25 protein-coding genes are annotated in these 25,007 nt (G+C 65.6%); 13 read left to right on the plus strand and 12 right to left on the minus strand.

Features of this window, described 5'->3' with window-relative positions; all coding sequences use genetic code 11:
• Positions 1 to 45 precede the first annotated feature (45 nt).
• From BLT60_RS03075 to BLT60_RS03085, 3 genes are all read right to left on the minus strand, one after another.
• Entirely contained in the window at positions 46 to 906 is an 861-nt protein-coding gene (locus BLT60_RS03075) for a sulfotransferase family protein (protein ID WP_090874713.1), read from the minus strand.
• A gap of 5 nt (positions 907 to 911) precedes the next feature.
• On the minus strand, positions 912 to 2,333 hold the full coding sequence (gndA, locus tag BLT60_RS03080; protein WP_090874714.1) for an NADP-dependent phosphogluconate dehydrogenase: 1,422 nt from the start codon (positions 2,331 to 2,333) through the stop codon (positions 912 to 914).
• Positions 2,334 to 2,475: 142 nt separating this feature from the next.
• Complete coding sequence (locus BLT60_RS03085) at positions 2,476 to 3,141, minus strand: GntR family transcriptional regulator (protein WP_090874715.1); 666 nt, start codon at positions 3,139 to 3,141, stop codon at positions 2,476 to 2,478.
• A 255-nt stretch (positions 3,142 to 3,396) separates the two neighbouring features.
• Between BLT60_RS03085 and BLT60_RS03090 the strand changes: the two genes are divergently transcribed.
• From BLT60_RS03090 to mgrA, 9 genes are all read left to right on the plus strand, one after another.
• Complete coding sequence (locus BLT60_RS03090; RefSeq protein WP_244521115.1) at positions 3,397 to 4,212, plus strand: FAD binding domain-containing protein; 816 nt, start codon at positions 3,397 to 3,399, stop codon at positions 4,210 to 4,212.
• Positions 4,212 to 4,697: a (2Fe-2S)-binding protein gene (locus BLT60_RS03095; protein ID WP_090874717.1), complete on the plus strand. Its 486-nt coding sequence runs from the start codon at positions 4,212 to 4,214 to the stop codon at positions 4,695 to 4,697. Before BLT60_RS03090 ends, BLT60_RS03095 begins: the two co-directional genes overlap by 1 nt.
• Before the next feature lie 11 nt (positions 4,698 to 4,708).
• Positions 4,709 to 6,073, plus strand: coding sequence for a xanthine dehydrogenase family protein molybdopterin-binding subunit (locus BLT60_RS24905; RefSeq protein WP_090874718.1), 1,365 nt, complete (start codon positions 4,709 to 4,711; stop codon positions 6,071 to 6,073).
• Between the two features lie 4 nt (positions 6,074 to 6,077).
• Positions 6,078 to 7,097, plus strand: a complete 1,020-nt coding sequence (locus BLT60_RS24910; RefSeq protein ID WP_280138906.1) for a xanthine dehydrogenase family protein molybdopterin-binding subunit — start codon at positions 6,078 to 6,080, stop codon at positions 7,095 to 7,097.
• Between the two features lie 11 nt (positions 7,098 to 7,108).
• On the plus strand, positions 7,109 to 7,420 hold the full coding sequence (locus BLT60_RS03110) for an EthD domain-containing protein (RefSeq protein WP_175478269.1): 312 nt from the start codon (positions 7,109 to 7,111) through the stop codon (positions 7,418 to 7,420).
• Positions 7,421 to 7,433: 13 nt separating this feature from the next.
• Complete coding sequence (locus BLT60_RS03115) at positions 7,434 to 8,318, plus strand: AAA family ATPase (protein ID WP_090874721.1); 885 nt, start codon at positions 7,434 to 7,436, stop codon at positions 8,316 to 8,318.
• 96 nt (positions 8,319 to 8,414) lie between these two features.
• The gene (locus BLT60_RS03120; protein WP_090874722.1) at positions 8,415 to 9,716 is read left to right on the plus strand and encodes a vWA domain-containing protein; all 1,302 of its coding nucleotides are present in this window, start codon (positions 8,415 to 8,417) and stop codon (positions 9,714 to 9,716) included.
• Positions 9,616 to 10,503 carry an amidohydrolase family protein gene (locus tag BLT60_RS03125; RefSeq protein ID WP_090874723.1) on the plus strand — a complete coding sequence of 296 codons (888 nt, stop codon included), beginning with the start codon at positions 9,616 to 9,618 and terminating at the stop codon, positions 10,501 to 10,503. Before BLT60_RS03120 ends, BLT60_RS03125 begins: the two co-directional genes overlap by 101 nt.
• Before the next feature lie 216 nt (positions 10,504 to 10,719).
• A complete protein-coding gene (mgrA, locus tag BLT60_RS03130) occupies positions 10,720 to 11,706 on the plus strand; it encodes an L-glyceraldehyde 3-phosphate reductase (protein ID WP_090874724.1) in 987 nt (328 codons plus the stop codon).
• A 66-nt stretch (positions 11,707 to 11,772) separates the two neighbouring features.
• Here mgrA and BLT60_RS03135 read toward each other — a convergent pair whose 3' ends face one another.
• From BLT60_RS03135 to BLT60_RS03165, 7 genes are all read right to left on the minus strand, one after another.
• Complete coding sequence (locus tag BLT60_RS03135) at positions 11,773 to 12,870, minus strand: ABC transporter ATP-binding protein (protein ID WP_090874725.1); 1,098 nt, start codon at positions 12,868 to 12,870, stop codon at positions 11,773 to 11,775.
• Positions 12,871 to 12,874: 4 nt separating this feature from the next.
• Entirely contained in the window at positions 12,875 to 13,981 is a 1,107-nt protein-coding gene (locus BLT60_RS03140) for an ABC transporter ATP-binding protein (RefSeq protein WP_090874726.1), read from the minus strand.
• A gap of 11 nt (positions 13,982 to 13,992) precedes the next feature.
• Entirely contained in the window at positions 13,993 to 14,187 is a 195-nt protein-coding gene (locus tag BLT60_RS03145; protein WP_090874727.1) for a hypothetical protein, read from the minus strand.
• A 9-nt stretch (positions 14,188 to 14,196) separates the two neighbouring features.
• Positions 14,197 to 15,153, minus strand: a complete 957-nt coding sequence (locus tag BLT60_RS03150) for a carbohydrate ABC transporter permease (RefSeq protein ID WP_090874728.1) — start codon at positions 15,151 to 15,153, stop codon at positions 14,197 to 14,199.
• A gap of 1 nt (position 15,154) precedes the next feature.
• Positions 15,155 to 16,054: a carbohydrate ABC transporter permease gene (locus BLT60_RS03155; protein ID WP_090874729.1), complete on the minus strand. Its 900-nt coding sequence runs from the start codon at positions 16,052 to 16,054 to the stop codon at positions 15,155 to 15,157.
• A 91-nt stretch (positions 16,055 to 16,145) separates the two neighbouring features.
• Positions 16,146 to 17,441 (minus strand): ABC transporter substrate-binding protein, encoded by a 1,296-nt coding sequence (locus BLT60_RS03160; RefSeq protein WP_090874730.1) that lies wholly within the window; start codon positions 17,439 to 17,441, stop codon positions 16,146 to 16,148.
• 87 nt (positions 17,442 to 17,528) lie between these two features.
• Positions 17,529 to 18,248, minus strand: a complete 720-nt coding sequence (locus BLT60_RS03165; protein WP_090874731.1) for a TetR/AcrR family transcriptional regulator — start codon at positions 18,246 to 18,248, stop codon at positions 17,529 to 17,531.
• A 104-nt stretch (positions 18,249 to 18,352) separates the two neighbouring features.
• On the opposite strand from BLT60_RS03165, the gene BLT60_RS03170 reads away from it, so the two are divergent.
• The 4 genes from BLT60_RS03170 (at position 18,353) to BLT60_RS03185 (ending at position 21,982) form a co-directional block, all read left to right on the plus strand.
• Entirely contained in the window at positions 18,353 to 19,183 is an 831-nt protein-coding gene (locus BLT60_RS03170) for a phosphoenolpyruvate hydrolase family protein (protein WP_090874732.1), read from the plus strand.
• A gap of 44 nt (positions 19,184 to 19,227) precedes the next feature.
• Positions 19,228 to 19,632: a cupin domain-containing protein gene (locus BLT60_RS03175; protein ID WP_175478270.1), complete on the plus strand. Its 405-nt coding sequence runs from the start codon at positions 19,228 to 19,230 to the stop codon at positions 19,630 to 19,632.
• Positions 19,633 to 19,768: 136 nt separating this feature from the next.
• The gene (locus BLT60_RS03180; protein ID WP_210185524.1) at positions 19,769 to 20,821 is read left to right on the plus strand and encodes a TIM barrel protein; all 1,053 of its coding nucleotides are present in this window, start codon (positions 19,769 to 19,771) and stop codon (positions 20,819 to 20,821) included.
• Between the two features lie 21 nt (positions 20,822 to 20,842).
• Positions 20,843 to 21,982, plus strand: coding sequence for a Gfo/Idh/MocA family protein (locus tag BLT60_RS03185; RefSeq protein ID WP_090874734.1), 1,140 nt, complete (start codon positions 20,843 to 20,845; stop codon positions 21,980 to 21,982).
• 7 nt (positions 21,983 to 21,989) lie between these two features.
• On the opposite strand, the gene BLT60_RS03190 is transcribed toward BLT60_RS03185, so the two are convergent.
• Positions 21,990 to 23,570: a DHA2 family efflux MFS transporter permease subunit gene (locus tag BLT60_RS03190; RefSeq protein WP_090874735.1), complete on the minus strand. Its 1,581-nt coding sequence runs from the start codon at positions 23,568 to 23,570 to the stop codon at positions 21,990 to 21,992.
• Between the two features lie 21 nt (positions 23,571 to 23,591).
• Positions 23,592 to 24,806, minus strand: a complete 1,215-nt coding sequence (locus BLT60_RS03195) for an HlyD family secretion protein (protein WP_090874736.1) — start codon at positions 24,804 to 24,806, stop codon at positions 23,592 to 23,594.
• Positions 24,807 to 25,007: the final 201 nt, after the last annotated feature.

Consider the following 25,007-nt stretch of genomic DNA (forward strand, 5'->3'; position numbering starts at 1 on the left):
TCTTCGCCCTCTCTCCAGATCATCGTGCCGGAACCGGTCCGCCGGTTACCCGGCGCGGATTCGCCGTGGCTCGTTCAGGAAGTCCATCGCATTGTGCCGTACCGGATTCATATCCAGCGGCGCCGCATCGTCATAGCCGAACAGTTCGAAATCCCGATGATAGAGGTCGCTCACCAGCCGCGTCGTCCGGTCGTCGTAATAGTCGGCCAGCTGGCTGGTCGCGGCGGTGCCGGCGCGGACCTCGCCGAGCTTCGCCTTGCGACGATAGAGCCAGCGCAACAGCGCCGGGAACTCGTCGCCGAAATGCTCGAAATGGCCGATGAAGCCGTAGTTGAAATAGTCGTAGGCGATGTTGCGATATTGCGGCTTCCAGTGGGTGTCGAGGTCGAGGATCCCGTCGCCGCCCAGCATCTCGAGGAACTCGGCGAAGGAGGGCTGGAAGCCGTCGGCGAAACCGATCTTCTTCTGCAGGACGAAATAGGACTCGTCGCGGCCGACAATCCGGTCGAGATAGCAGGACAGCGTCCGGCTGAACGGGTTGCGGCTGAAGGTGAAGACGAAATAGCGCGACAGCGCCCGTTCCCACTGGCGCGGCGACAGCTCCGCCGGGGTCAGCAGCGGGTTGACCTGGCGGTTGAGGAACGGCGTCCGGTGGCGGATGCGCCGGGCCTTCTTTTCGCTGCGGGTCAGCGAGCGGATGATGAAGGAACTGCCGGCCTTGTCGTTCTTGACATAGACGAAGCGGCGGGCGGTCGAGACGAAGGTCGAATTGAAGAAACGGCCGAACGTCATGTCGGTCGGCCGCGAAGCCGGATTCAGGTACTGGAGCTTGCCGGCTTCCTGGCCGAGCAGGCGAACGACCTGGCTCGACCGGGGCGCCACCCGCCCCGGGTTACCCTTCGTCATGCTGGCTACGCGTTCGACCACGGTCCGTGTGCAACCTTGCCCGGCTCGTCGAGGCGCTCGAAACCATGGGCGCCGAAGAAGTCGCGCTGCGCCTGGGTCAGGTCGGCGGTCGAGCGGGCCGTGCGGGCGAAATCGAAATAGCCGAGCGCCGAACCGAGCGCCAGCACCGGGACGCCCTTCAGCGACGCCTCGGCGCAGACCCGGCGCAGGCTGCCATGGGTCGCCTTGAGCATGCCGGTGAACGGCTCGACGGTCATCAGGCTGCGGATCGCGCCGTCGGCTTCATAGGTCGAGGCGATATCGTCGAGGAAGGCGGAGCGGATGATGCAGCCGGCCCGCCAGATCTTGGCGACGGTGCCGAGCGGCAGGTCCCAGCCGAAGGACTCGGATGCCTTGGCCATCACCGCGAAGCCCTGGGCATAGGCGGCGATCTTGCCGGCCAGCATCGCCTCTTCGAGGATGATCATCGCGCTGTTGCGATCGCCGAGCGCCGGACCGATCTTGCGCGGCGCCGCGCCGAACAGCGCCTCGTCGGCGACCCGCTGCTCCTTCTGCGAGGACAGGCTGCGCGCCGCGACGGCGGCCTCGATGACGGTTGCCGGCGAACCGAGGTCCTGGGCTTCGATCACCGACCAGCGGCCGGTGCCCTTCTGCCCGGCGGTGTCGAGGATGATGTCGACCAGCGGACCGCCGGTCTTCGGGTCGGTCGTCCCGAGCACCGCGGCGGTGATCTCGATCAGGTAGGACTTCAGCGGACCGTTGTTCCACTGGTCGAAGACCTCGGCCATCTCGGCCGGCGCCATGCCGAGGCCATCGCGCATGATGCCGTAGATCTCGGCGATCATCTGCATGTCGGCATATTCGATGCCGTTATGGATGGTCTTGACGAAATGGCCGGCGCCCTCCGGCCCGACCAGCGCCGCGCAGGACTCGCCCTCGAACTTGGCGGCGATGTCGTTGAAGATCTTTTCGACGCGGGCCCAGGCCTCGGGCTTGCCACCGGCCATGACCGACGGGCCGTGGCGCGCGCCCTCCTCGCCGCCGGACACCCCGACGCCAAGGAAGTCGATGCCGCGATCGGCGAATTCCTTCACCCGCCGCCGGGTGTCATGGAAGTTGGCATTGCCGGCGTCGATCAGGATGTCGCCCTGGGCGAGGTGCCCGGCGAGGATGTCGGCCTGGGAATCGACCGCTTCGCCGGCCTTGACCATGATGACCACCGGTCGCGGCGGCTCGACCGCCTCGGCCAGTTCGGTCAGCGTCTTGCAGGGCGTCAGCCGTTCGGCCAGGCTCCCGGCATTGGCGATGAAGGCGTCCGTCTTCTCGGTGGTGCGGTTGAAGACCGCGACGGAATAGCCCTTTTCCGCCATGTTGAGCGCCAGGTTGGCGCCCATGACGCCGAGACCGACGAGACCGATATCTGCCATTCCGTTCCTCCTGATACGCCGCGATTTCAGCGCGCGTTGACTTGGCCGGCGCCATTTCCTGCGTCGCGGCGGCGGACGATAGGCAAGAACCGTCGGATGGGCAAATTCGGCATCGCGCCGCCCTCGCCGGGTGACGCGCAGTCTACGCCTTCAACTCGAATTCGGCCTGGTGTTCGCGGGACAGCTTGCAGGCCAGTTCGACATCGCCGGCGACGATGGCCGCCAGGATCGGCGCGTGGCTCTCGGCCACCGCATGCATGTCGACATTCGGCTGGAGCAGGGTCTTGCGCGAGTGGATCTCGACATGCAGCGACTCCCACATCTTGAGCAGGAGCGCGTTTTCCGCCGCCCGCATGACCACCCGGTGGAACCAGACGCTGTGGTGGATGATGCGTTCGAGGTCGCCCGCCGTCGCCGCCTCGCGCATGCCGTCGAGATGCTCGCCGACAATGGCCGGGTTGCGATGAAGCGTCGGCAATGCGAGGCGCATCGCCGCTTCCTCGAGCGCACCGCGGGCGACGTAGATCTCTCGCTGGATGGTGGTGTGATAGTCGTTGACGAAGGAACCGCGGCGCGGCCGGATCGTCACCAGCCCCGCCATCTCCAGTTCGCGCAACGCCTCGCGCACCGGCGCCTGGCTCGAGCCGAACTCGCGGGCAAGCTGCATCTCGACCAGCCGGTCGCCGGTTTCGTAGTGACCGGCGATGATCCGCTCGACGAGCGTATTGCGGATTCGCACACCGATCGGCTGATGGTCGACGTCGGCCGACGGGTGGTTCTGCTGCAAGGCGGTTTCCTGAGTCTCCAAGATCGTCTCCGGCTTGTGTCCCGCTGGTGACTACACCGACCGCCGCCGATGCGCGAGGCGACAAATAGGTCTCCTCCACAATCGTCGATTCTACGCGCGACAGCCATTGACAGCAAACTATCGATAATCGATCATTGGAACTGGAACAACTCAAAGGGTCCGGACTTCAAGAGACCCGCGCCGGTTCACACCGGCAACAAATGCGGAAGCGGACCCGACAAGGGCCGCACGCGGGATGGAAACGGGAGGGGACGAGTGGCGCTCGATATCGTCAAGGTCGACAGCGTACGCGAAGCGGCGGCAACGATTGCCGCCAGCGGCGACGCCTATTTTCTCGCCGGCGGAACCATACTTGCCCGCGTCGCCAACACCGGCGGGTTTCCGGTCCGCACCATGGTGCTGTCCGACGGCCTCGGCCTCGACGCGATCGCCGTTGACGGCGACACCATCGAGATCGGCGCCGCGGCAACCATGACGCGGATCGCCGCCGAACCGCGGCTCGCCTTTCTCAGGCCGGTCGCCGAATCGATTGGAGGCCCGGCCATTCGCAACATGGCGACGGTCGGCGGCAACCTGTTCGCCCGTTATCCCTATGGCGATTTCGCCGTGGCGCTGCTGGCGCTCGACGCCGAGGTCACGATCGAGGACGCCGAGAAGACCCGGACCACCGGGCTCGACGACTTTCTCGCCAGCGCGCCGGCGGGCGGTATCGTCCGTGCGCTTCGGTTCAAGCTGCCACCGGATGGCGCCTTCCGCTTCACCAAGGTGGTGCGGAAACACCCGCATGGCGCCTCGGTCCTGTCGATCGCGGCCGTGCTGCCCGAGACTGGCGGGAAGGTGTCGAACGCGCGGGTCGCCTATGGAGCGATGTCCGAGCGTCCGATGAGGGCCAAGGCCGTCGAGGGCGCTCTGGAAGGCAGGGCTCTCGACGCCCAGACCCTTGAAAACGCATTGAAAGTCGCGACCGATGGCTGCCAGCCGCAGACCGATCCGCAGGCGACCGACTGGTACCGGATGACCGTTCTGCCGGTTCATCTCAAGCGACTGCTTTCTGGCGAAGGGAGGTTTTGATGGCCCGGGTTCCGGTTGTTTTCACCGTCAACGGCACCGAGGCGGCCGAGTTCGTCGAGCCCGGCGCGATGCTGAGCGACGTTCTCCGCGACAAGCTGGACCTGACCGGCACCCGCGTCGGCTGCAGCCAGGGCACCTGCGGCGCCTGCACCGTCATGATCGACGGCGAGTTGATACTCTCCTGCCTGACGCCGGCCCAGCGGGTGAACGGCAAGTCGGTGGTGACCATCGAGGGCGTCGCCACCAACGGCGAACTCGATCCGATCCAGCAGGCCTTTGCCACCGGCTTCGCCACCCAGTGCGGCTTCTGCACCAGCGGCATGATCGTCGCCGCCAAGGCGCTGCTCGACGCCAATCCCGACCCGAGCCGGGACGAGGTGGTCGACGCCATCTCCGGCAACATCTGCCGCTGCACCGGCTACGAGCCGATCATCAACGCCATCCTGTCCGCCGCCGCCGAACGGCGCGTCGCGAAATCGGCCTGAGGGAGCGGGACATGGAACACATCAGGAAAATCTTCGCCGACGAACGGTCCGACGACCACAACGCGGTCGGCGTCAGCATCGAGCGCTCCGACGGGCTCGGCCACGTCACCGGCAAGACGCAGTTTTACGCCGACCGGCATTATCCGGGCATGCTGACGCTAAAGATGGTGCGCAGCCCGCATCACCACGCGAAGATCCTCAACGTCGATACCTCGGCGGCCGAGAAGATGCCCGGCGTCGTCAGGGTGCTGACCCATGCCGACGTGCCATCGAACATCTACACCATCCTTCGCCTGATCCAGGTCGAGCCGAATGACGAGCCGGTGCTGGCCGTCGACAAGGTACGCTTCAAGGGCGAGGCGGTCGTCGCGGTGCTGGCCGAGTCCGAGGCGATTGCCCGGGACGCGGTCGACGCGGTCCGGATCGATTACGAGGAACTGCCGCCGGTCTTCGACGTCGAGGAGGCGCTCAAGCCGGGCGCGCCGCTGGTCAACGAATATCACGGCAACAACTACTTCACCTACGAGGGCCACCACTGCCGCCGTGTCCGTTACGGCGATGTCGAGAAGGGCTTCGCCGCCGCCGACCACGTCGTCGAGGAGCGCTATTCGTCGGCGCCGATCGAGCATGCGCCGGTCGAGACCACCGGCTGCATCGTCGTGCCGGAAGCGAACGGGCGGCTGACCTGCTACTCCAACACCCAGGCGCTTTTCTTCACGCTCGACAATGCCGGGCTGATCCTCAACACCCCCTTCCAGCGGCTTCGCCTGATCGGCGGCACCGTCGGCGGTGGCTTCGGCGGCAAGGTCGATGTCATCACCGAGCCGGTCGCCTTTCTCGCCGCGGACCTGACCAAGCGTCCGGTGAAATTCAGCTATAGCCGCGAGGAGGAGATGCAGGTCTCCAGCCCTCGCGCCGCCGAACGCATCTACATTAAGGACGGGGTGATGAATGACGGGCGCATCGTCGCCCGCCAGATCCGCCTCTATGTCGATGCCGGCGCCTATTCGCGCCACAGCCCCTACGGCACCACCAAGGCCGCCGCCCACATGCCGGGCCCCTACACCATCCCCAACGTCCAGGTCGACGCCCACTGCGTCTACGCCAATCGCACGCCCTCGTCGGCAATGCGCGGCTTCGGCGTCACCATCGGCGACTTTGCGCTGGAGGTGCAGATGGACAAGATCGCCCGGCTGATCGGCATGGACCCGATGGCGCTGCGGATGCTCAACGCCTATCGCGACGGCGACGCCAAGGCCCATGGCGAAACGACCAAGGGCGCCGCGCTCGTCGAGGTCATGCAGGAGGCGGCAAAGCTCGCCGACTGGCCACTCGATGGCAAATACCTGTCGGAATCCTCGGGCAAGGGAGGCTAGGCCAATGGCCAGGAAGCGCGGGCGCGGTCTTTCCGCCGTCAACTATCCGACCGGCATGAACCTTGGCGGCGATCCCAGCCAGGCGCTGGTCCATGCCACCACCACCGGCACCTTCGTCGTCACCCTGTCCAGCGTCGATCTCGGCCAGGGGCTGAAGACGGTGATGACCCAGATCTGCGCCGAGACGATCGGCGTGCCACCCGACATGGTGCTGATCGACACCGCCGACACCGACACCGGCCCGCATTGCATGGGCACCTTCGCCAGTCGCGGCACCCACCGCATCGGCAACGCCATCGTCATGGCGGCCAACGAGGCCCGCGCCGTGCTGATGGAAGTCGCCGCCGACGAACTGGAGGTCAACGCCACCGACCTCGAGGCCGACGGCAAGGGCGCCATCCACGTCAAGGGTGCGCCGACCAAGTCGATTTCGGTGATCGAGACGGCGCTCGCCGCGCATTTCAAGCACGGCAAGACCATCTCCGGCCGTGGCATGTTCATGGCCGAGCGCTCCTTTCCCGAGCCCGAGACCGGCAAGATGCGGCCGGCGACCTGCTATGCCCATGCCTGCACGATCGCCGAGGTCGAAGTCGATACCGAGACCGGCGAGGTCGAGGTGCTGTCGCTGAAGAGCGCTTACGAGGTCGGCCGCGCGCTCAACCCGAAGATGGTCGAGCAGCAGATCATCGGCGGCGCCTGGATGGGCATCAGCCACGCCCTCTACGAGACCACCGAGCCCTATTATCCCGACCGCGCCCACGGGCCGGTCGACTTCAACGAATACCTGATGCCTGGCCCCGGCGACCTGCCGGAATTCGGCGGCGTCATCCTCGAACGGCCGGCGAGCGACGGCCCCTACGGCGCCAAGGGCGTCGGCGAGATGACCGCCAATTCGCCGATCCCGGCCATCGCCAATGCGATCTTCGATGCGGTCGGCGTGCGCGTCGATTCGCTGCCCATCACCCCGGAAAAGGTGCTTCGCGGCATCCTCGCCAACGAAGGCGCCCTCGAACCCGCTGAATGAAAGGACTGAGAATGCTGAAAGTGATGTCGCTGATGAAGCGCAAGGAAGGCATGAGCTACGACGAGTTCCGCAACTGGGCGCTCAACGAACATCCGCCTCTGGCCGAGAAGCTGCCGGGCCTGCGCGGCTACCGGATGAACGTGCCGGTCGCCGAGAACCCGGATTCGCCCTATGACGCGATCAGCGAGATGTGGTTCGACGACGAAGCCGGCCGCCTCGCCGCCTTCGGTACGGACGCGGGCAAGGCCGCCGGCGCCGACGCCGCCGGCCACGCCTCAAGCCGCTTCCACTTCATGGCCGAAGAAAAGGTCGTGATCGGCTAGCATCCGGCCAACCATGACCCCGCCCTTTCCCTCGCCGGAGGCTTTGGCCGAAGCGCTGGCTCGCGCCGACTACCTGGCCGACGAGGGACTGGCGGTGGCCGGCTTTCTCTCGCTCGCCCTTGGCAAGCCGCTGCTTGTCGAGGGCGTGCCGGGGGTCGGCAAGACCGAGGCGGCGAAGGCCCTCGCCCGTGCCCTCGGCCGGGACCTCATCCGCCTCCAGTGCTATGAGGGGATCGATGCCGGCCAGGCGCTTTACGAGTGGAACTACGCCCGCCAGCTTCTCGCCATCCGCCAGGCCGAAGTCTCCGGCGCGGCGACCGACCTTTACGCCCAGGATTTCCTGATCGAGCGGCCGCTGCTCAAGGCGCTTCGCCGCCCCGAACGCACGGTACTGCTGATCGACGAGATCGACCGGGCGGACGATGAGTTCGAAGCCTTCCTGCTCGAATTCCTCGCCGACTACGAGATCACCATTCCCGAGATCGGCACCATCGCGGCGGCGAGCCCGCCGGTCGTTGTGCTGACCTCGAACCGGACGCGCGACCTCAACGAGGCGCTGCGCCGTCGCTGCACCTATCACTGGATCCCCTATCCCGACCCTGCCCGCGAGGCGGAGATCATCATGCTGCGGGCCGGCGACGTCGCCGAGGCGACCGCCCGCGCCGTTGTCGCCGCGGTCAACGGCCTGCGCAGCCTGCCGCTGGTCAAGGCGCCCGGCATTGCCGAGGCAGTCGACTGGGCCCGCGCCGCCGCCGTCCTCGACGACGGGCGCGGCGACTGGCCGACGGCGCTGAAGCGTTCGATCGGCCAGGTGCTCAAGGACGAGGAGGATCTGGCCGCGGTCGAGGGCAGGCTCGACGAGCTGATCGGAGCCGGCGGCACGAGGGACGTGGGATGAACCGGGGTGCGTCCTTCGAGGCCCCGGCGTTGCTGGGGCACCTCAGGATGGCAACGTTGGGTGCAGGGCATCCGGTTCAATGCCACGAGCATCCCCATGCCGGGTAACCAGCCCCGCCATGCTGAGGTGCGCGGGCGAAGCGCGGGCCTCGAAGCACGCACATCCCTCCCCCGCGGCGCCCGCCCGTTCCACGACTTCGCCACCCTGCTCCGCGCCGAGGGCTTCCCCATCGCCACGGACCAGACCATCGCCTTCCTCGAAGGCATCGCGCTGCTCGGCCCGCGCACGATGCGCGACATCTACTGGGCGGCGTGGTCGACACTGGCCCCGCCGCCGAACCGCGCTGGCGAATTCGACGCGCTGTTCCATGCCTTCTTCCACGACGAGGCGGAGCTAGGCACGCGCGCCGAAAGCATGCCGGAGGAAGATGCCCCGGCGCGCGAATCCGCCGCGGCCGATCTCGATCCGGCGATTGCCGAGCGCGCCAACGAATCCGGCCAGGCGGCGAGCGAGACCGAGGCCCTGTCGGTCAAGGCGTTCGAGGCGATGACCGGCGACGCCCGGCTCGCCTTGATGCAGCGACGGCTTCAGGCCCGCGCGCCGCAGCGGCGCGGTTATCGCCGGGCGCCCTGTCGCCGTGGCGATCGTCTCGACCTGCGCCGCAGCCTGTCGGCCATGGTCCATCACGATCCCGGCGCGATCCGCCCGGTCTGGACCCGGCGCGCCGACCGCTTCCGCCGCGTGCTTCTCCTGATCGACATTTCCGGCTCGATGAAGCGCGAGACCGACGACTACCTGCGCTTCGCCCACGCGTTGACCCGGGCGCTGCCCGCCGTCGAGACCTTTTCTTTCGGCACCCGGCTGACCCGCCTGACGCTGTCACTCCGCCACAAGGATATCGACCGGGCGCTCGCCGAAATCGCGCCCTCCGTCGCCGATTGGCAGGGCGGCACGCGGATCGGCGACAGCCTTGCGGCCTTCCTGGCGATTCCCCGTTTCGCCCGCGCCTCGCGCGGCGCCCTGGTCGTCGTCCTGTCGGACGGGCTGGAGCGGGGCGACCCCGACCAGATGGTGGATGCCGTCCGACGGCTGGCGGCGCGCTCGTGGCGGTTGGCCTGGCTGACGCCGCTTGCCGCCGATCCGGACTTCAGCCCGGAAACGGCGGCACTGAAGGCGATCCTGGGCGTCGTCGACCATCTCGGCATCGGCGCCGGCATCGAATCCCTATGCGACTTTATCGAAGGAAGCGCCCGGCTCGGAGCAACGGCGCCGGCGCCCGGACGCAGTGGAGGCCATCATGGACACCCCGATCATCGACGCCCATCACCACATCTGGCGACAGGCCGACCTGCCATGGCTGGTCGGACCGATGCTGCCGCGAATCTTCGGCCCCTATGAGCCGATCCGCCGCGACTACAGCATCGACGAATACCTCGCCGACATAGCCGGCGCCGGCATTGTCAAATCGGTCTACGTCCAGGCCAACTGGGCGCCAGCCCAGGCCGAGGACGAGGTCGCCTGGGTCCAGGGCGTCGCCGACGCCAGCGGCTGGCCGCACGGGATCGTCGGCTACGCCGACCTGATGGCCGACGACGTCCGCCCGGCGCTCGACCGCCTGATGCGCTACCCGCTGCTCCGCGGCATCCGGATGCAGCTCCACTGGCACGACAACGAAATGTACCGCTTCGCCAGGCAGCCCGATCTCGCCGACGACAAGACCTTCCGGCGCAACTTCGCGGCCTTCGCCGAGACCGGCCTGAGCTTCGATTTGCAGGTCTTCGCCGGCCAGATGGACGGCGCGGCCCGGCTTGCCGCGGACTTCCCGAACACGACCTTCATCCTCCAGCATGCCGGCATGCTGGAGGACCTCACCGACGAGGGGCGGGTCGCATGGCGGGCCGGGATGGTGAAGCTCGCCGCCCAGCCGAACGTCGTGTCGAAGCTCTCGGGCCTCGGGACGTTCATCCACGACAACGACAGCGACCACATCGCAACGGTGGTCAAGCAGACCGTCGACCTGTTCGGCGCCGATCGCTGCCTCTTCGGCTCCAACTTCCCGATCGAGAAGCTGTGGACCGACTACGGCTCGCTGGTCGCCGCGCACCGCGAGGCGATCGCCGGCTATTCGGCGGAGGAGCAGAAGGCGATCCTCCACGACACGGCTGCACGGGTCTATCGGCTCTGATAGACCGGGGCCGCCAACGGGGCTTGCCCGCCGGGATTGTGGCGGGCCGCCCGGTTCCCTCCCCCGCGATCCGCCGGTATGATGGCGGACTTCTGCCGCACAAGTCGCCTGCCACGCGCGGGCGACACAAATCACTTTTGCCGAAGCCATCCCCAAGCGCCTGACGCCCGCCTTTGCCCGTCCGCGCCGCTTGTTCCAGATCACGGAGAGACGCGCATGACGTATGTCCCCGACGCCGACCGGTACGACCGCATGTCCTATCGCCGCAGCGGCCGGAGCGGCCTCGACCTGCCGGCGATTTCCCTCGGCCTCTGGCAGAATTTCGGCGGTGTCGACACCTACGAGGTCGGCCGCGCAATGCTGCGCCGGGCCTTCGATCGTGGCGTCACGCATTTTGACCTGGCCAACAATTACGGGCCGCCGCCCGGCTCGGCCGAAGAGCATTTCGGCAACATCCTTGCCGCCGATTTTTCCCCGCATCGCGACGAGTTGATCATCTCGACCAAGGCCGGCTGGCCGATGTGGCCGGGTCCCTACGGCGACCGCGGCTCGCGCAAATACCTCGTCGCCAGTCTCGACCAGAGCCTGAAGCGGATGGGGCTCGACTATGTCGACATCTTCTATCACCACCGCCCCGACCCCGAGACACCGCTCGAGGAGACCATGGGCGCCCTCGACCACATCGTCCGCCAGGGCAAGGCGCTTTATGTCGGGATCTCGCAATACAAGCCCGAGGTGACGCGCAAGGCGGCGGAGATCCTCGCCGCCATGGGAACGCCGCTACTGATCCACCAGCCGAAATACAACATGCTCGACCGCTGGGTCGAGGACGGGCTGCTCGACACCCTTGGCGACCTCGGCGTCGGCTGCATTCCCTTCTCGCCGCTGGCGCAGGGGCTGCTCACCAACAAGTATCTGGGCGGCGTGCCGGAGGATTCGCGCGCGGCGCGCAACCACACCTTGCGGGCCGAAGGCGTGACGCCCGCGTTGCTGAAGACGCTCAACGCGCTTGCCGCTATCGCCGACCGGCGCGGCCAGACGCTGGCCCAGCTCGCCCTGACCTGGCTGCTCCGCGATGACAGGGTGACCTCGGCGCTGATCGGCGCCCGCACGGTCGAACAGCTTGACGACTCGCTCGACGCCCTGAAGGCCGGACCGTTGTCAGGCGAGGAGATCGGCGAGATCGATCTTCTGCTGGGCTAGTCGTCGCCCGCGGCTAGGCGCCCGGGCACAAGTCCGGGCCCTGAAGCACGCCGGCACGGCCCCGTATCAGGCCGCCGCTTTCTCGCGGTGGGTGAAGCTGATGCCAGTGTTGGTGTCGAAGCAGTGCACCTTGTCCGCTGTCCAGGCGAAGCGGACCGTGTCCTCGATCTTGATCGGCACGGTCGCCGGCGCGGTTGCCTTAAACAAATGGTCGTCCACCCGCAGCGTCAGGATCAACTCGACGCCATGGTTCTCGACATGGTGAACCTTGGCTTCGGCCGTGCCGTCGGGTCCGACGACGACATCCTCGGCGCGAATGCCGGCGGTCACCGGGCCGTTATGGCCGGCGGCTTCGCGTCCCGCCGCGCCAGACAGCGCGATGTCGAGCTTGCCCGACAGGGCGGTCAGCCGGCCGTTCCGCACCGTGGCGTCGACGAGGTTCATCGCCGGTGAGCCGACGAAGCTCGCGACGAAGACGCTGCGCGGATTGTTGTAGATCTCGTATGGCGTGCCGATCTGCGCGATCCGTCCCTCATCCAGTACGCCGATACGGTCGCCCATCGACATCGCCTCGATCTGGTCGTGCGTGACGAAGAGGAAGGTGGCGCCGAGCTTCATCTGCAGGTCCTTGAGCTCGGACCTGAGCGCTTCGCGGAGTTTGGCGTCGAGGTTGGACAGCGGCTCGTCCATCAGGAAGGCGCGCGGCTCGCGAACGATTGCCCGGCCGATCGCCACCCGCTGCATCTCGCCGCCGGACAGCTTGTCGGTCTTGCGCTCAAGCAGGTGCTCGATGCGCAGAATCTTGGACGCCGAGTTGACCCGCGTGTCGATCTCGGCTTGCGTATAATTGTGGACGCGGGACTTCAGCGGAAATTCGAGATTCTGGCGAACCGTGTAGCGCGGATAGAGCGAATAATACTGGAAGACCAGGGCGATATCGCGTTGCGCCGCCGTCCAGTCGACCACGTCCTGGCCGTCGATCCGCACCGCGCCGGTGGTTGGCTTGTCGAGACCGGCGATCAACCGCAAGGTCGTCGTCTTGCCGGCGCCGGTCGGGCCGAGCAGCACGAAGAATTCGCCGTCCGCGATATCGAGCGACAGGTCCCGCAACGCCGGCGTTGCGGCGTATGTCTTGCTGATCTTGTCGAGCGTGATCTGCGCCATTTCCCTACCCGAGCCTGATGTTCAGCGAGTCGCCGCTTTTGGTGTCGAAGAAGTGCGTCTGCGCTTCGTCAAGTCGCGCCCAGACCGTATCGCCAACGCGCTTGACCATGCCGCTGGGCGTCCGGGAGCGCAGGTACTCGTCGCCGATCTTGAGGTCGACGATATCGTAGGCGCCGAGCGGTTCGATGATATGCGCCTTGACCGGTATGTAGCCGGGTGTCTCTTCCGGAACGAGCAACACGCCCTCGGGCCGGACACCGAGCATCAGCGACTCGTAGGACTTTTGCGAAAGGTGTTTCGGCAGGTCGGCCGAGAAGGCGAAGACGGCGTCGTTGTTGCCGACGACCAGTTCCGTGCCGGGGCCGGTGGTGCGAACGGCGACCGGCAGGATGTTCATCACCGGGCTGCCGATGAACTGTGCGACGAAGAGATTGGTCGGATACTGGTAGACTTCGCCCGGCGTGCCCACCTGCTGGAGCACCCCGTCATTCATGATCGCGACGCGGTCGGCCAGCGACATCGCCTCGACCTGGTCGTGGGTGACGTAGACGGTGGTCGAGTCGTTCTCGATATGCAGGCGCTTCAGTTCGGACCGCATGTCCTCGCGCAGCTTCGCGTCGAGCGAGCCGATCGGCTCGTCCATCAGCATCGCCTTGGGTCGCCGGACCAGCGCCCGGCCGATGGCGATGCGCTGCATGTCGCCGCCCGACAGCGCCGAGGGGCGCACCTTGAGCAGGTGCTCGATCTTCAGCGACTTCGCCACCGCCTGGACCTGGGCATCGACCGCCGCCTTGCTCTCGCGGGTCGCGCGGAGCGGGAAGGCGATGTTGTCGTAGGCGGTGAGATGCGGATAGAGCGCATAGAGCTGGAAGACGAAGGCGATGTCCCGGTCGGAGGGACGCAGATCCTGGACCGGCCGGCCATCGATCCGGATATCGCCGGTATCGATGGTCTCGAGGCCGGCGATGGCCCGCAGCGTCGTCGTCTTGCCACAGCCTGACGGCCCGAGCAGCACGACGAATTCCTTGTGGGCGATCGTCAGGTTCAGCTTCCGGATGACGTAGTTGTCACCGAAATATTTCTCGACGTCCTGAAGTGCGATTTCGGCCATGGGCTATCGGTTCACTCTTGCTCTTGCCCGGGGCCAGGCTTGATGTGCGAGAAGATCAGGAAGCCGACCAGGCCGACCAGGATGATCGTCACGCCGTAACGATGGAAGAACAGGCTCCACGGCTGCAGGAGGGCCACCATGCCGGCGACCATGATCCACATCGAGAGCGGCTCGAGGTACTTCGCGCTGATTTGCGGAAACGTCATCGCCCCGTCCTATTTCCGGATTGCGCCGAAGGTGACGCCGCGCAGCAGATGGCCACGAAGGGCGAAGGTGAAGATCGCCACCGGCACCAGGAACAGGAAGGTTCCCGCCGCGATGACCGTCCAGTCGGTCAGGCCGGAGCCGACCTGTGCCGGAATGAAGGGCGGTGCGGTCTGCGCCCGCCGGTTGGTCATGATCAGCGCGAAGGCATATTCGTTCCACGCGAAGATGAAGGAGAAGACCGCGGTCGCTGCGATGCCGGTTGTCGCCTCCGGCAGCACGATCTTGAAGAAGGACTGCAGCCGCGTATAGCCGTCGACCAGCGCCGCTTCCTCATACTCCTTCGGTATCTCGTCCATGAAGCCCTTCATCAGCCACACCGCGAAGGACAGGTTGAACGCGGTGTAGAGGATTATCAGCCCGAGATGCGTGTCGGTCATCCCGAACACCCGGTACATCAGGAACATCGGGATCGCGACCACCACCGGTGGCAGCATGCGCGTCGACAGGATGAAGAACAGGAGATCATCTTCCCCCTTCATCTTGAACCGCGAGAATCCATAGGCGGTGAGCGTCCCCATCGCCACCGCCAGGAAGGTGCTGGTGATCGCCACGATGAGGCTGTTCATGAAGCGGTTGGGATAGGCGGAGAGCTGGACCGAGTCGCCGACCCGCAGCACCCGTTCGCCACCGTCATAGATCGCCTGCTCCCACCACGGCGCGGCGTCATAGACCTCCGGGTCGACGGGCCCGCGAAGCTGCACCCGCTTGGTGAACAGCTTGACGAAGGGCGTCACCTCCGGCTGGAAGAGCACCGTCGGCGGCACGCTGGTGGCAAGCTGGCGCGGCTTGAAGGCCGTCGAGGCGATCCAGTAGATCGGCGCCAGGAAGATGATGGTGATGACCAGGATCGCCGCGATGGCGATGCGGTTCGTGACGCGACGGCCAGACGATGTGACGACGGCCATCCTAGCGCTCCTTCACCTTGTTGAGGTACTTCACGTAGATATTGGTGATCGCCAGGACGACGATCAGCACGATGTAGGCCAGTGCGCTGGACCGGCCTGTCTGCCACTCCTGGAAGGCCATCTTGTAGAGCCGGATCGAGATCATCTCGGTCGTCGGCTGGCCGCTCATGATGAAGGGCAGGTCGAAGCTCTTGAAAGCCTCCATGGTGCGGAAAATGATCGCGATGATCAGGATCGGCGCCACCAGCGGCAGCGTGATCCGCGTGAAGGTGTACCAGGTGCCGGCCCGGTCGATCGCCGCCGCCTCGTAGAGGTGCGAAGGCACCGCCGAGAGGCCGGCCAGCGACAGCAGCATGACGAAGGGCGCCCACATCCAGATATCGGTGATGGCGACCGCGTAGAGCGCCATGTCGGGGTTCGACAGCCAGTCGAAGGAACCGAGCCCGAGCCCGTAATTGATGATGCCCCAGGACGGGTCGTAGAGCAGCTTCCAGAACAGCCCGACCACGGCCATCGACATCATCATCGGCAGCAGCAGCAGGGTGGTGATCAACCCCTTGAAGGGGATCTTCCGGTTGAGGAGCAGCGCCAGCCCGAAGCCGACGATGACCTGCCCGCCGACCGAGACGATGACATATTGCGCGGTGACCGTGAAGTTTCGCCAGATGTTCGGATCGTTGAGCAGCTCACGGTAATTCTGCAGCCCGACAAAGTTGACGGGATCGTTCACCGAGGCGCGGAAATCCGTGAAGGAATAGCCGAGCGAATAGATCAGCGGAAAGATGTTGAAGATGATGAGGAAAGCGATCGTCGGCAGGATGAAGACGTTGCGGATGGTGAGATCGCTCCATCCTCGCGCCGCAGCCCGCGTATCGCCTTCCAGTCGCGCAAGTCCCGCCAACGCTTCCCCCCGTCGGTTCAGATTTCTTGTTGCTTTTTGGGTGGCCGGGGGAGGCGTGCGCCTCCCCCGGTTCCCGATCAGTGTCGGATGACTAGCGGCCGTATTTCTCGAAGGTCGCTTTCCAGTCGGCCGCGAGACCGTCGAGGGCCTCCTTGGCCGTGCCCTCGCCGCCAACCACGTACGGATAGACGCGGTTGTTGATCTGGGTGAGCAACTCCGCATATTCCGGCACCGCCCAGAAGTCCTTCACCATGAACATCGACTGGTAGAAGGCTTCGTTATACGGCGTGGCATTACGGAACTCGGCCGATTCCAGCACCTTGGCGGAGCAGGTATAGCCACCGAGCTCGGCCCAGCGCTTCTGGACGTCTTCCTGGATGAACCACTCCAGGAACTTCTTCGACTCGTCGATATTCTGCGAGTAGCTGACGATCGAGATGCCCTGGCCGCCGAGCGCTGCATGCTGCGCGCCGCCCGGACCCGCCGGATTGGCGAAGTAGCCGGTGTTGTCGGCATGCGGATTGAGCGCCGGGTTGTTGAGCGCCGGGAAGAAGGCGAAGTAGTTCATGCTCATCGCCGCCAGGCCTTCGGTGATCGCCTGGTTGTCCTCCTGGAAGAAGGTCTTGCCCCAGTTCGGCGGGGTGAACTGGTAGAGTTCGCGATACATCTCGAGCGCCGCGATCGCTTCCGGCGAGTTGACGATGCCCTCGACCTGGTAGGTCGAATAGTCGCCAAGGTCGCCGCCGTAGCTGAACAGCGCGTTCTCGTAACCCATCACCAGCGCGTCATACGAGTTGTCGGTGTAGATCGCGATGCCGTACTGGTTGTCGTCCGGACGATAGAAGAACTCGGCGATGTCGCGCATCTCCGCGTAGGTCTTCGGCGCGGCGAGATCGTAGCCGTATTTCGCCTTGAAGGCCTCCATCTCCTTGGCATCGGTGAACCAGTCGGTCCGGTAAGCCCAGCCGGTCGCATCGCCCTCGGCGGGGATCGCCCAGAACTTGCCGTCATACTCGGCGTAAGCCTTGACGGTGGCCGGAGCCATGATGTCGTTGACCTTGTGCTCCGCGAAGAAGTCGGTCAGGTCGACATAGTGACCACCGGTCGAGCCGGCACCAAGCCACTGCGAGTCACCGACGACCATGTCGTAGGCATCGCCCTTGGCGTTGAACTCCGTGAAGGCCTTGGTCTGGAAGTCCGACCACGGGGTGGTCTCGACGGTGACCGTGACGCCGGTCGCTTCGGTGTATTCGTTGACGAGTTCCTGCAGATAGTTTGCCGGATCCCATTCGGCCCAGAAGATCACGAGTTCCTGGGCGGAAGCTGCGTTGACGGTGAACGCCATGGTGGCGCCCGCAAGCAGAGCAGTCCATCTTTTCTTCAGCATTGCGCTTCTCTCCCTTTTTATTGATCCAATGATCGATTATCGATAATTCGCTGTCAATGGATACATTCCGCCAGCGTGTGACGGCACTCAGTTAACCGTTCGCCCAGTCCTCTTTCTGGCGGTCTTGCTGCCGCGTTTTTGTATCCTGCCGCTCGCCTTGCCGGCGCCATCTCCCTTCCCGGCTTCGGCGATCGCCGTCCGGACCAATGCGAAGGATGCCCATATGGCCACCCGTCGCGCCTCCTCCCCGTCAAGCCCGCAGATATCCTTGAGGACGACGAAAGCCTCCGTACCAAATACCAGTGACAGCGACTGCGTCAATCTGTCAAATTCCGCCTCCGACAGTCGCGACTTGAGCGGCAGCAACGCCTCTCCCAGCAGGCGTTTTCGATTGCCGCGCACCAGTCGCGCCTCGTCGCCAAGCGTCCCGGCCTTGCCCCGCGTCCACTGTTCGATCGCCAGCTTGAGAACGGCTCTGTGGGTCGCCTCATAGGTCTCGATCCGCGGATAGGCAAAGCTGATCAGTTCGGCGATCCGTTCCTCCGCGTCCGATGAATCCGACGTCCATTCGAGGATCGGTCCCAGCGCCTGTTCGACCGTTTCCTGGATCAGGGCGACCTGGCTCGGGAAATAGCGATAGGCAGTGGCGCGCGACACTTCCGCCGCCTCCGCCACTTCGCTCACCGAGGGGATCAGGCCTTCCTCCATCAGCCTCATCGCCGTGTCCAGCATCCTCTTTTTCATGCGCGCGCGAGCCCCCGTCCCGGCGGCGCGCGTGCTGCCATGCACTTGACGTGAGACGGCCATGTCAATATGATACGCACGTCTCAAATTAAAAATCAATTCTGGTTTTCCCTTTCTTTTGATCGCTATCGAAAAGCGGCGGGAAGACCCCGGGGGGAACATCGACCATGGCCGCGATCGCCCGCGCGCAGATCCTTGAAAAATTCCGGGACATGGTGCGCCAGCGGGTGCCCATCGTCGGCGGCGGCGCCGGCACCGGCCTCTCGGCGAAGTGTGAGGAAGCCGGCGGCATCGACCTGATCATCATCTACAATTCCGGCCGCTACCGCATGGCCGGCCGCGGCTCGTCAGCTGGCCTCCTCGCCTACGGCAATGCCAACGAGATCGTCAGGGAAATGGCCGTCGAGGTGCTGCCGGTGGTCAAGCACACGCCGGTATTGGCCGGCGTCAACGGCACCGACCCCTTCATCCTGATGCCGCAGTTCCTCGCCGAACTGAAGGCGATGGGATTCTCCGGCGTGCAGAATTTCCCCACCATCGGCCTGTTCGACGGCAGGATGCGCCGCGCCTTCGAGGAGACCGGCATGAGCTACAGCCTCGAGGTCGACATGATCGCCGAGGCGCATGCGCTCGATCTCCTGACCACGCCCTATGTCTTCGATCCCGCCGAGGCGCGGGCGATGACAGAAGCCGGCGCCGACATCATCGTCGCCCATATGGGCGTCACCACCGGCGGCGCGATCGGCGCGACCTCGGCAACCAGCCTCGACGACTGCGTCCGCGAAATCGACGCCATCGCCGAGGCGGCACTGGCTGTCCGCGACGACGTCATCGTCCTGTGCCATGGCGGGCCGATCGCCATGCCGGACGACGCCGCCTACATCCTCAAGGGCTGCCAGGCCTGCCACGGCTTCTACGGCGCTTCGAGCATGGAGCGCCTGCCGGTCGAAACCGCCCTGACCGAGCAGACGCGGAACTTCAAGGCGATCGCCTTCTGAGCGGATTGGCCCGCCAAGGTCCGGCGGGAATGGGAGAACAGACAATGCACCGCAGGTTCACCGTCGCCAGCGAGACCGAGCAGGAATCCCTCGACTGGGGCAAGCTCCGCTGGCTCAGCCACCCACCGTCGACCGGCGCCGAGCAACTGACCGTCATCGACGTCTCGCTGATGCCGGGCAAGGGTCACGACTTCCACAAGCATCCCGACCAGGAAGAAGTGATCCTCGTCATCGCCGGCACGGTCGAGCAGTGGGTCGACCAGGAGAAGCGCATCCTCGGCCCAGGTGATTCCGCCCATATCCCGGCCGACATGGTCCATGCCTCGTTCAATGTCGGCGATAGCGAAGCGAAGATCGCCGCCATTCTCGGGCCTTGTGTCGGCGACAACGGATACGAGTTGGTCGATGTCGCCGACCAGGCGCCATGGAACGGCTTGCGGGCCAGCTAAGCCACACCCCTCCGCCGGTTTTCAGGCTTGCGGCGGATCGGAATCCCGCCCGGGGGCTGTACATTTGGCCGCCCCGAGGGGAAAACTGGTCTCAACGACTGATATATCAATCCGCGTTCCAAGGGAGGACTGACAGGTGGCCGAAGGCAACACTTACCCGAAGCTTCACAATGCGATGTGGCCGGGGATCGTCGGCAAGGGCTCTGGCGACGGCGAACCGATCATCCCGCTCGACACCCTGCTTGAACTGACCGCCAAGGCGGAGGTCGACGGCCAGAAGTTCGACGGCGTCGACCTCTTCATCGTCGCACCGCATTTCGACATCGATTCCTCGCCCGACGACGTGAAGAAGATGGCCGACCATATCGCCGGCTACGGGCTCAAGGTCGGCTCCTTCGTCGCACCGATCTGGGGCGGCGCCGGCGGTGGCTCGGCGATGGGTTCGGAAGAGGAGCGCAAGACGTTCCTCAGCCAGGTCCGGAAGGCCTGCGCCATCGGCAAGCAGATGCGCGAGATCGGCATTCGCCCGACCGGCGGCATCCGGATCGATTCCTCGACCAGTGTCGAAGAGTGGGACAAGGACCCGGTCGCCGGCAGCAAGCTGATCGCCGAGACCTTCCGCGAGGCCGGCAAGATCGCCCAGGACCACAACGAGTTTCTCGTCGCCGAGGGCGAGATCTGCTGGGGCGGCATGCATTCGTGGCGGGCGATGGTCGAACTGCTGGAGATGGTCGGCATGCCGGGCGTCGTCGGCTACCAGGCCGATATGGCCCATTCGATGCTCTACACGCTCGGCTACAACGCCGAGGCCGACCGCATCCTGCCGAAGGATTTCGACTGGAGCGACACCGCCGCCCTCGACGCCGCCTACAAGAAGGTGGCCGATGCCCTGCGGCCGTGGACCCTCGATTTCCACGTTGCCCAGAACGACGGCACCGTCTTCGGCTCCGGCGACCACGAGAAGACCGGCCGCCACTGCCTGGTCGGCGATCCGAACGGCCGGCTCGATATCACCAAGCATGCCGGCTACTGGCTGCGGGACGAGAAGGGCGAATTGACCAAGACCATCCGCCACATCTGCTGGGACGGCTGCATGTTCCCCAACGCGGTGATGGAACGCCAAGAAACCTGGAACGCGATCCTCGGTGCGATGATCAAGGTCCGCGACGCCCACGGCTGGCGCGAATAGAGAACGGGAAAGAAAAAACAGATGGCAAAGAAACCGCTCAACATCGGCATGGTCGGCTACGGCTTCATGGGCCGGGCCCACTCCAACGCCTATCGCCGCGTCGGCAACTTCTTCGACCTCGACTACCAGCCGGTCCTCAAGGCCGCCTGCGGCCGCAACAAGGACGGCGTCAAGGCCTTCGCCGACATGTGGGGCTACGAGTCGATCGAGACCGACTGGAAGGACCTGGTCAAGCGCGACGACATCGACGCGATCGACATCTGCGTGCCGAACGACCTCCATGTCGACATCGCCACCGCCGCGGCCAAGGCCGGCAAGATGGTCTTGTGCGAGAAGCCGATCGCCCGCGACACGCGCGAAGGCGAGAAGATGGTCAAGGCGGTCGAGAAGGCCGGCGTCGCCAACATGGTCTGGTACAATTACCGCTGGGTCCCGGCCGTCACCCTGATCAAGCAGATCGTCGATTCAGGCCGTCTCGGCAGGATCTTCCACTACCGCGCCAACTTCCTTCAGGACTGGACGATCTCCCCCGACGTGCCGCAGGGCGGCGCTGGCACCTGGCGCCTCGATGTCGAGGCCGCCGGCTCCGGCGTCACCGGCGATCTCCTCGCCCATTGCATCGACACCGCGATGTGGATCAACGGCCCGATCAAGAACCTCACCGCGATGACCGAGACCTTCGTCAAGAAGCGGAAGGACGCAGGCTCCGGCAAGGTCAAGGATGTCGGCATCGACGATGCCGCCGCCGTCATGGCCCACTTCGACAACGGTTCGCTCGGCCTGTTCGAATCGACCCGCTACGCCCGTGGCCACAAGGCGCTCTACACGCTTGAGATCAACGGCGAGCACGGCTCGTTCAAGTGGGACCTCCACGACCTCAACCGGGTCGAGTGGTTCGACCATTCGGTCGAGGGGCAACTGCGCGGCTGGACCTCGATCCTGGTCACCGACGGCGAGCACCCCTATCTCGGCAAGTGGTGGGTGCCCGGCCTGACGCTCGGCTACGAGCACTCCTTCGTCCACGCCGTCGCCGACTTCCTCGAAGGCCTCGCCACCGGCAAGCCGGTCTCGCCGACCTTCCGCGAGGCGCTGGAGACCACCAAGGTCTGCGACGCCATCATCAAGTCCGGCAAGTCCGGGCGCTGGCTCGACGTGAAGTAACCCTGCCTCAATGCCCGCCCGCCCCTGCCGCCACCGGCTGGGGGCGGCGGGCGAGAGGCACCAGGAACAGCACGGCTACAAAGACCAGAGCGAGAAGCAGGAAGACGTCGGAGAAGGCCATGACCAGGGCTTCGCGGCGGACCACCTGTGACAGACTGGCGATCGCTGCCCGCTCGGCATCCGGGCCCAGCGCCGGCGTGAAGCCCTGGGTGATGGCCGACAGCCGCTCGACCGCCACATCGCTCCCCCACGTCACCGCCTCGCGCAAGCGCTGGAGGTGCAGGTCCCAGCGCTGGTTGAGCGCGGTATTGATGATCGCCAGGCCGAAAGCGCCGCCGAGATTGCGCATCAGGTTGAACAGGCCGGAGGCGTTCTTGATCCAGTCGGGCGGCAGCGTGCCGAGCGCCAGGATGCTGACCGGCAGCATGCAGATCATCAGCGCCACGCCGCGGATCGCCTGCGGCACGAACAGTTCGCCAAACGCCCAGTCGGCCGTAATCGGCACAAGGTCGAAACAGGACACCGCGAACAACACCAGCCCGACCGCCATCATCTTGCGCGGATCGACCTTCTGGGCGATGGCGCCGGCGATCGGCGCGGTCAGCATCATGAAGGCGCCCGAGACGAACATCGTCGTGCCGATCTCCAGCGAGTCGTAGCCACGGACCCGGGCAAGGTACATCGGATAGAGATAGACCAGCCCGTAGAGCCCGACGCCGAGCGCGAAGGAAAACAGCGAGCCGGTGGCGAAGTTGCGGTCCGTGAAAGCGCGCACGTCGACGATTGGCTCGGGCGCGGTCAGCGCCCGGTAGAAGAAGCCGATGCCGCCGACAACGCTGATCATCGCCGCAATGACGATCGCGCGTTCCGCGAACCAGTCGTGTGCCGCGCCCTCCTCCAGCACATATTCGAGGCTGCCGAGGAAGGCGGCGAGAGCGATCAGGCCGACAAAGTCGAAGCGTCTCAACAGCCCGAAATTCGGCTTGTCGAAATCGACGAGGAGCAGCACCGCCACCGTCACCGCGATGCCCGGAACGACGTTGATCAGGAAAAGCCAGTGCCATGAGAAGACGCTGGTCAGGTAGCCGCCGATGGTCGGGCCGACGGTCGGCGCCAGCGTCGCAATCAGACCGACGATCGCCGCGACCATCCCTTGCCGGTTCTTCGGAAACGCGGTGAAGGCGACGGAGAAGACCACCGGGATCATCGCGCCGCCGATGAATCCTTGCGCCGCCCGCCAGACGATCATCTCGCCGATCGTCGTCGAGCTGGCGCACATGACGCTCATCAGGGTGAAGCCGCCGGCGGCGATGGCGAACAGGTAGCGCGTCGACAGCGCCCGGGCGAGGAAACCCGACAGCGGGATCATGACGATCTCGGCGATCAGGTAGGCCGTCTGCACCCACGCGATCTCGGTCGAACTGGCCGACAGGCCAGCCTGGATATCGGTCAGCGACGAGGCGACGATCTGGATGTCGAGGATCGCCATGAACATGCCGACGCTGAGCGCCACGAAGGCGGCGATCAGCCTCCCGGTGATGACGGGCTCGACCGGCGGCGCCGCCGGCAAGGCATCGGCATTGGCCATGACGCGCGCCTCGCTCCGCCGCTAGCGCGATGCGGTCCGGCTCGGGCCGGTGCGGGTGTCGACTTCCGCGACGATCGACATGCCGGGACGGATCAGACCCTCCTCGGCGACGCTCTTCGGCAGCCGGATGCGGACCGGCACGCGCTGGACAACCTTGGTGAAGTTGCCGGTGGCGTTTTCCGGCGGCAGCAGGCTGAACACCGAACCCGAGGCCGGGGCGACGCTCTCCACGATGCCTTCGATGGTGCGACCGGGATAGGCGTCGACCGTGATCGCGACCGACTGGCCGGGCTTGATCTCCTCGACCTGCGTCTCCTTGAAATTGGCGTCGATATAGATGTCGTCGAGCGGGATCACGGCGAGAAGCCGCTGCCCCGGCTGGACGAATTCGCCCGGCTCCGCCGCACCGTTGCCGACGACGCCGGCAAAAGGCGCGCGGATGACGGTGTGGTCGAGGTCGAGTTGCGCCTGGTCGCGGGCCAACCGGTACTGGTCGAGCACCCGTTCCGCCTCGGCCTTTTGCGACATCGCGACCGCCGCGTTGGCTTTGGCAACCGTGACGGCGGCCTCGGCCCCGGTCACCGCCGAATCGGCCTGGATCATGGTGGCTCGCGCCGCGTCGAGCAGCTTGGTAGCAACGACGGCCTTCGCCTCGAGGGCGCTAACCCGGTCGTGGTCGGCCCGGGCATTGTCGGCCGCCGCCCGCGCCGAGCCGAGTTGCGCTTCGGCCTGCCGCACCGCCGCCTTGCCGGCGTTGATCTGTTCGCCGATCCGCGCGATCGACGCCTCCTCGGTGGCGATCTGCGCCTCCGCCTGGGCGAGCGCAATGCGGTAGCCGGAATCGTCGAGGACAATCAACGGGTCGCCAACGCGGACATGCGTATTGTCGGCCGCGGGCACCGACTTGACGTAACCGGAAATCTGCGGCGTCACCGCCGCCGTCTTGGCCGCGACATAGGCGTCATCGGTCGAGACAATGAAGCGTCCGTTCGTCCACCAGTCGTAGCCGTAGTATCCGCCGGCTCCCAGGGCTACGACGAGCGTGGCAAGCAGAACCAGTCTCCGCCGCCCGCCGCGCCCGGGTGCCGTCGCCGGCATCGCCTCGACCGCCTGCCCCGGCCCGGCCTCGGCAAGGGCCTGTGACGACGCCGGCGTCGCAACCACGGTGCCTGCGCTGTCTTTTTCAGGATCCGGCTGAAGTCCGGCGCCGCTCTCGATGTCCAATGTCCTGGCCATGCTGCGTTCTCGCGATCGAAACTGTCGACTATGAAAGATGAATTGACTGAACCGTTCGGTTCGATTTCGTTTGACTTAGCGCGAGCCGATCTTTAAATCAAGATCGAACTGAACGGTTCGGTCAATCATTCTTGCAGTTCGTGCCACACCAGACCGCTCCGGCGGCTCCCGGCGACGAAATCGGCGGTTTGTGCTAGATCA

Source organism: Bauldia litoralis (genome assembly GCF_900104485.1).
Taxonomy (GTDB): Bacteria; Pseudomonadota; Alphaproteobacteria; order Rhizobiales; family Kaistiaceae; genus Bauldia; species Bauldia litoralis.

Coding starts and splice junctions, on each gene's coding strand:
- BLT60_RS03075 (WP_090874713.1), bottom strand. CDS start 906: ATGACGAAGGGTAACCCGGGGCGGGTGGCGCCCCGGTCGAGCCAGGTC.
- gndA (WP_090874714.1), bottom strand. CDS start 2,333: ATGGCAGATATCGGTCTCGTCGGTCTCGGCGTCATGGGCGCCAACCTG.
- BLT60_RS03095 (WP_090874717.1), top strand. CDS start 4,212: ATGGCCCGGGTTCCGGTTGTTTTCACCGTCAACGGCACCGAGGCGGCC.
- BLT60_RS24905 (WP_090874718.1), top strand. CDS start 4,709: ATGGAACACATCAGGAAAATCTTCGCCGACGAACGGTCCGACGACCAC.
- BLT60_RS24910 (WP_280138906.1), top strand. CDS start 6,078: ATGGCCAGGAAGCGCGGGCGCGGTCTTTCCGCCGTCAACTATCCGACC.
- BLT60_RS03110 (WP_175478269.1), top strand. CDS start 7,109: ATGCTGAAAGTGATGTCGCTGATGAAGCGCAAGGAAGGCATGAGCTAC.
- BLT60_RS03115 (WP_090874721.1), top strand. CDS start 7,434: ATGACCCCGCCCTTTCCCTCGCCGGAGGCTTTGGCCGAAGCGCTGGCT.
- BLT60_RS03120 (WP_090874722.1), top strand. CDS start 8,415: ATGCCGGGTAACCAGCCCCGCCATGCTGAGGTGCGCGGGCGAAGCGCG.
- BLT60_RS03125 (WP_090874723.1), top strand. CDS start 9,616: ATGGACACCCCGATCATCGACGCCCATCACCACATCTGGCGACAGGCC.
- mgrA (WP_090874724.1), top strand. CDS start 10,720: ATGACGTATGTCCCCGACGCCGACCGGTACGACCGCATGTCCTATCGC.
- BLT60_RS03135 (WP_090874725.1), bottom strand. CDS start 12,870: ATGGCGCAGATCACGCTCGACAAGATCAGCAAGACATACGCCGCAACG.
- BLT60_RS03140 (WP_090874726.1), bottom strand. CDS start 13,981: ATGGCCGAAATCGCACTTCAGGACGTCGAGAAATATTTCGGTGACAAC.
- BLT60_RS03145 (WP_090874727.1), bottom strand. CDS start 14,187: ATGACGTTTCCGCAAATCAGCGCGAAGTACCTCGAGCCGCTCTCGATG.
- BLT60_RS03150 (WP_090874728.1), bottom strand. CDS start 15,153: ATGGCCGTCGTCACATCGTCTGGCCGTCGCGTCACGAACCGCATCGCC.
- BLT60_RS03160 (WP_090874730.1), bottom strand. CDS start 17,441: ATGCTGAAGAAAAGATGGACTGCTCTGCTTGCGGGCGCCACCATGGCG.
- BLT60_RS03165 (WP_090874731.1), bottom strand. CDS start 18,248: ATGGCCGTCTCACGTCAAGTGCATGGCAGCACGCGCGCCGCCGGGACG.
- BLT60_RS03170 (WP_090874732.1), top strand. CDS start 18,353: ATGGCCGCGATCGCCCGCGCGCAGATCCTTGAAAAATTCCGGGACATG.
- BLT60_RS03175 (WP_175478270.1), top strand. CDS start 19,228: ATGCACCGCAGGTTCACCGTCGCCAGCGAGACCGAGCAGGAATCCCTC.
- BLT60_RS03185 (WP_090874734.1), top strand. CDS start 20,843: ATGGCAAAGAAACCGCTCAACATCGGCATGGTCGGCTACGGCTTCATG.
- BLT60_RS03190 (WP_090874735.1), bottom strand. CDS start 23,570: ATGGCCAATGCCGATGCCTTGCCGGCGGCGCCGCCGGTCGAGCCCGTC.
- BLT60_RS03195 (WP_090874736.1), bottom strand. CDS start 24,806: ATGGCCAGGACATTGGACATCGAGAGCGGCGCCGGACTTCAGCCGGAT.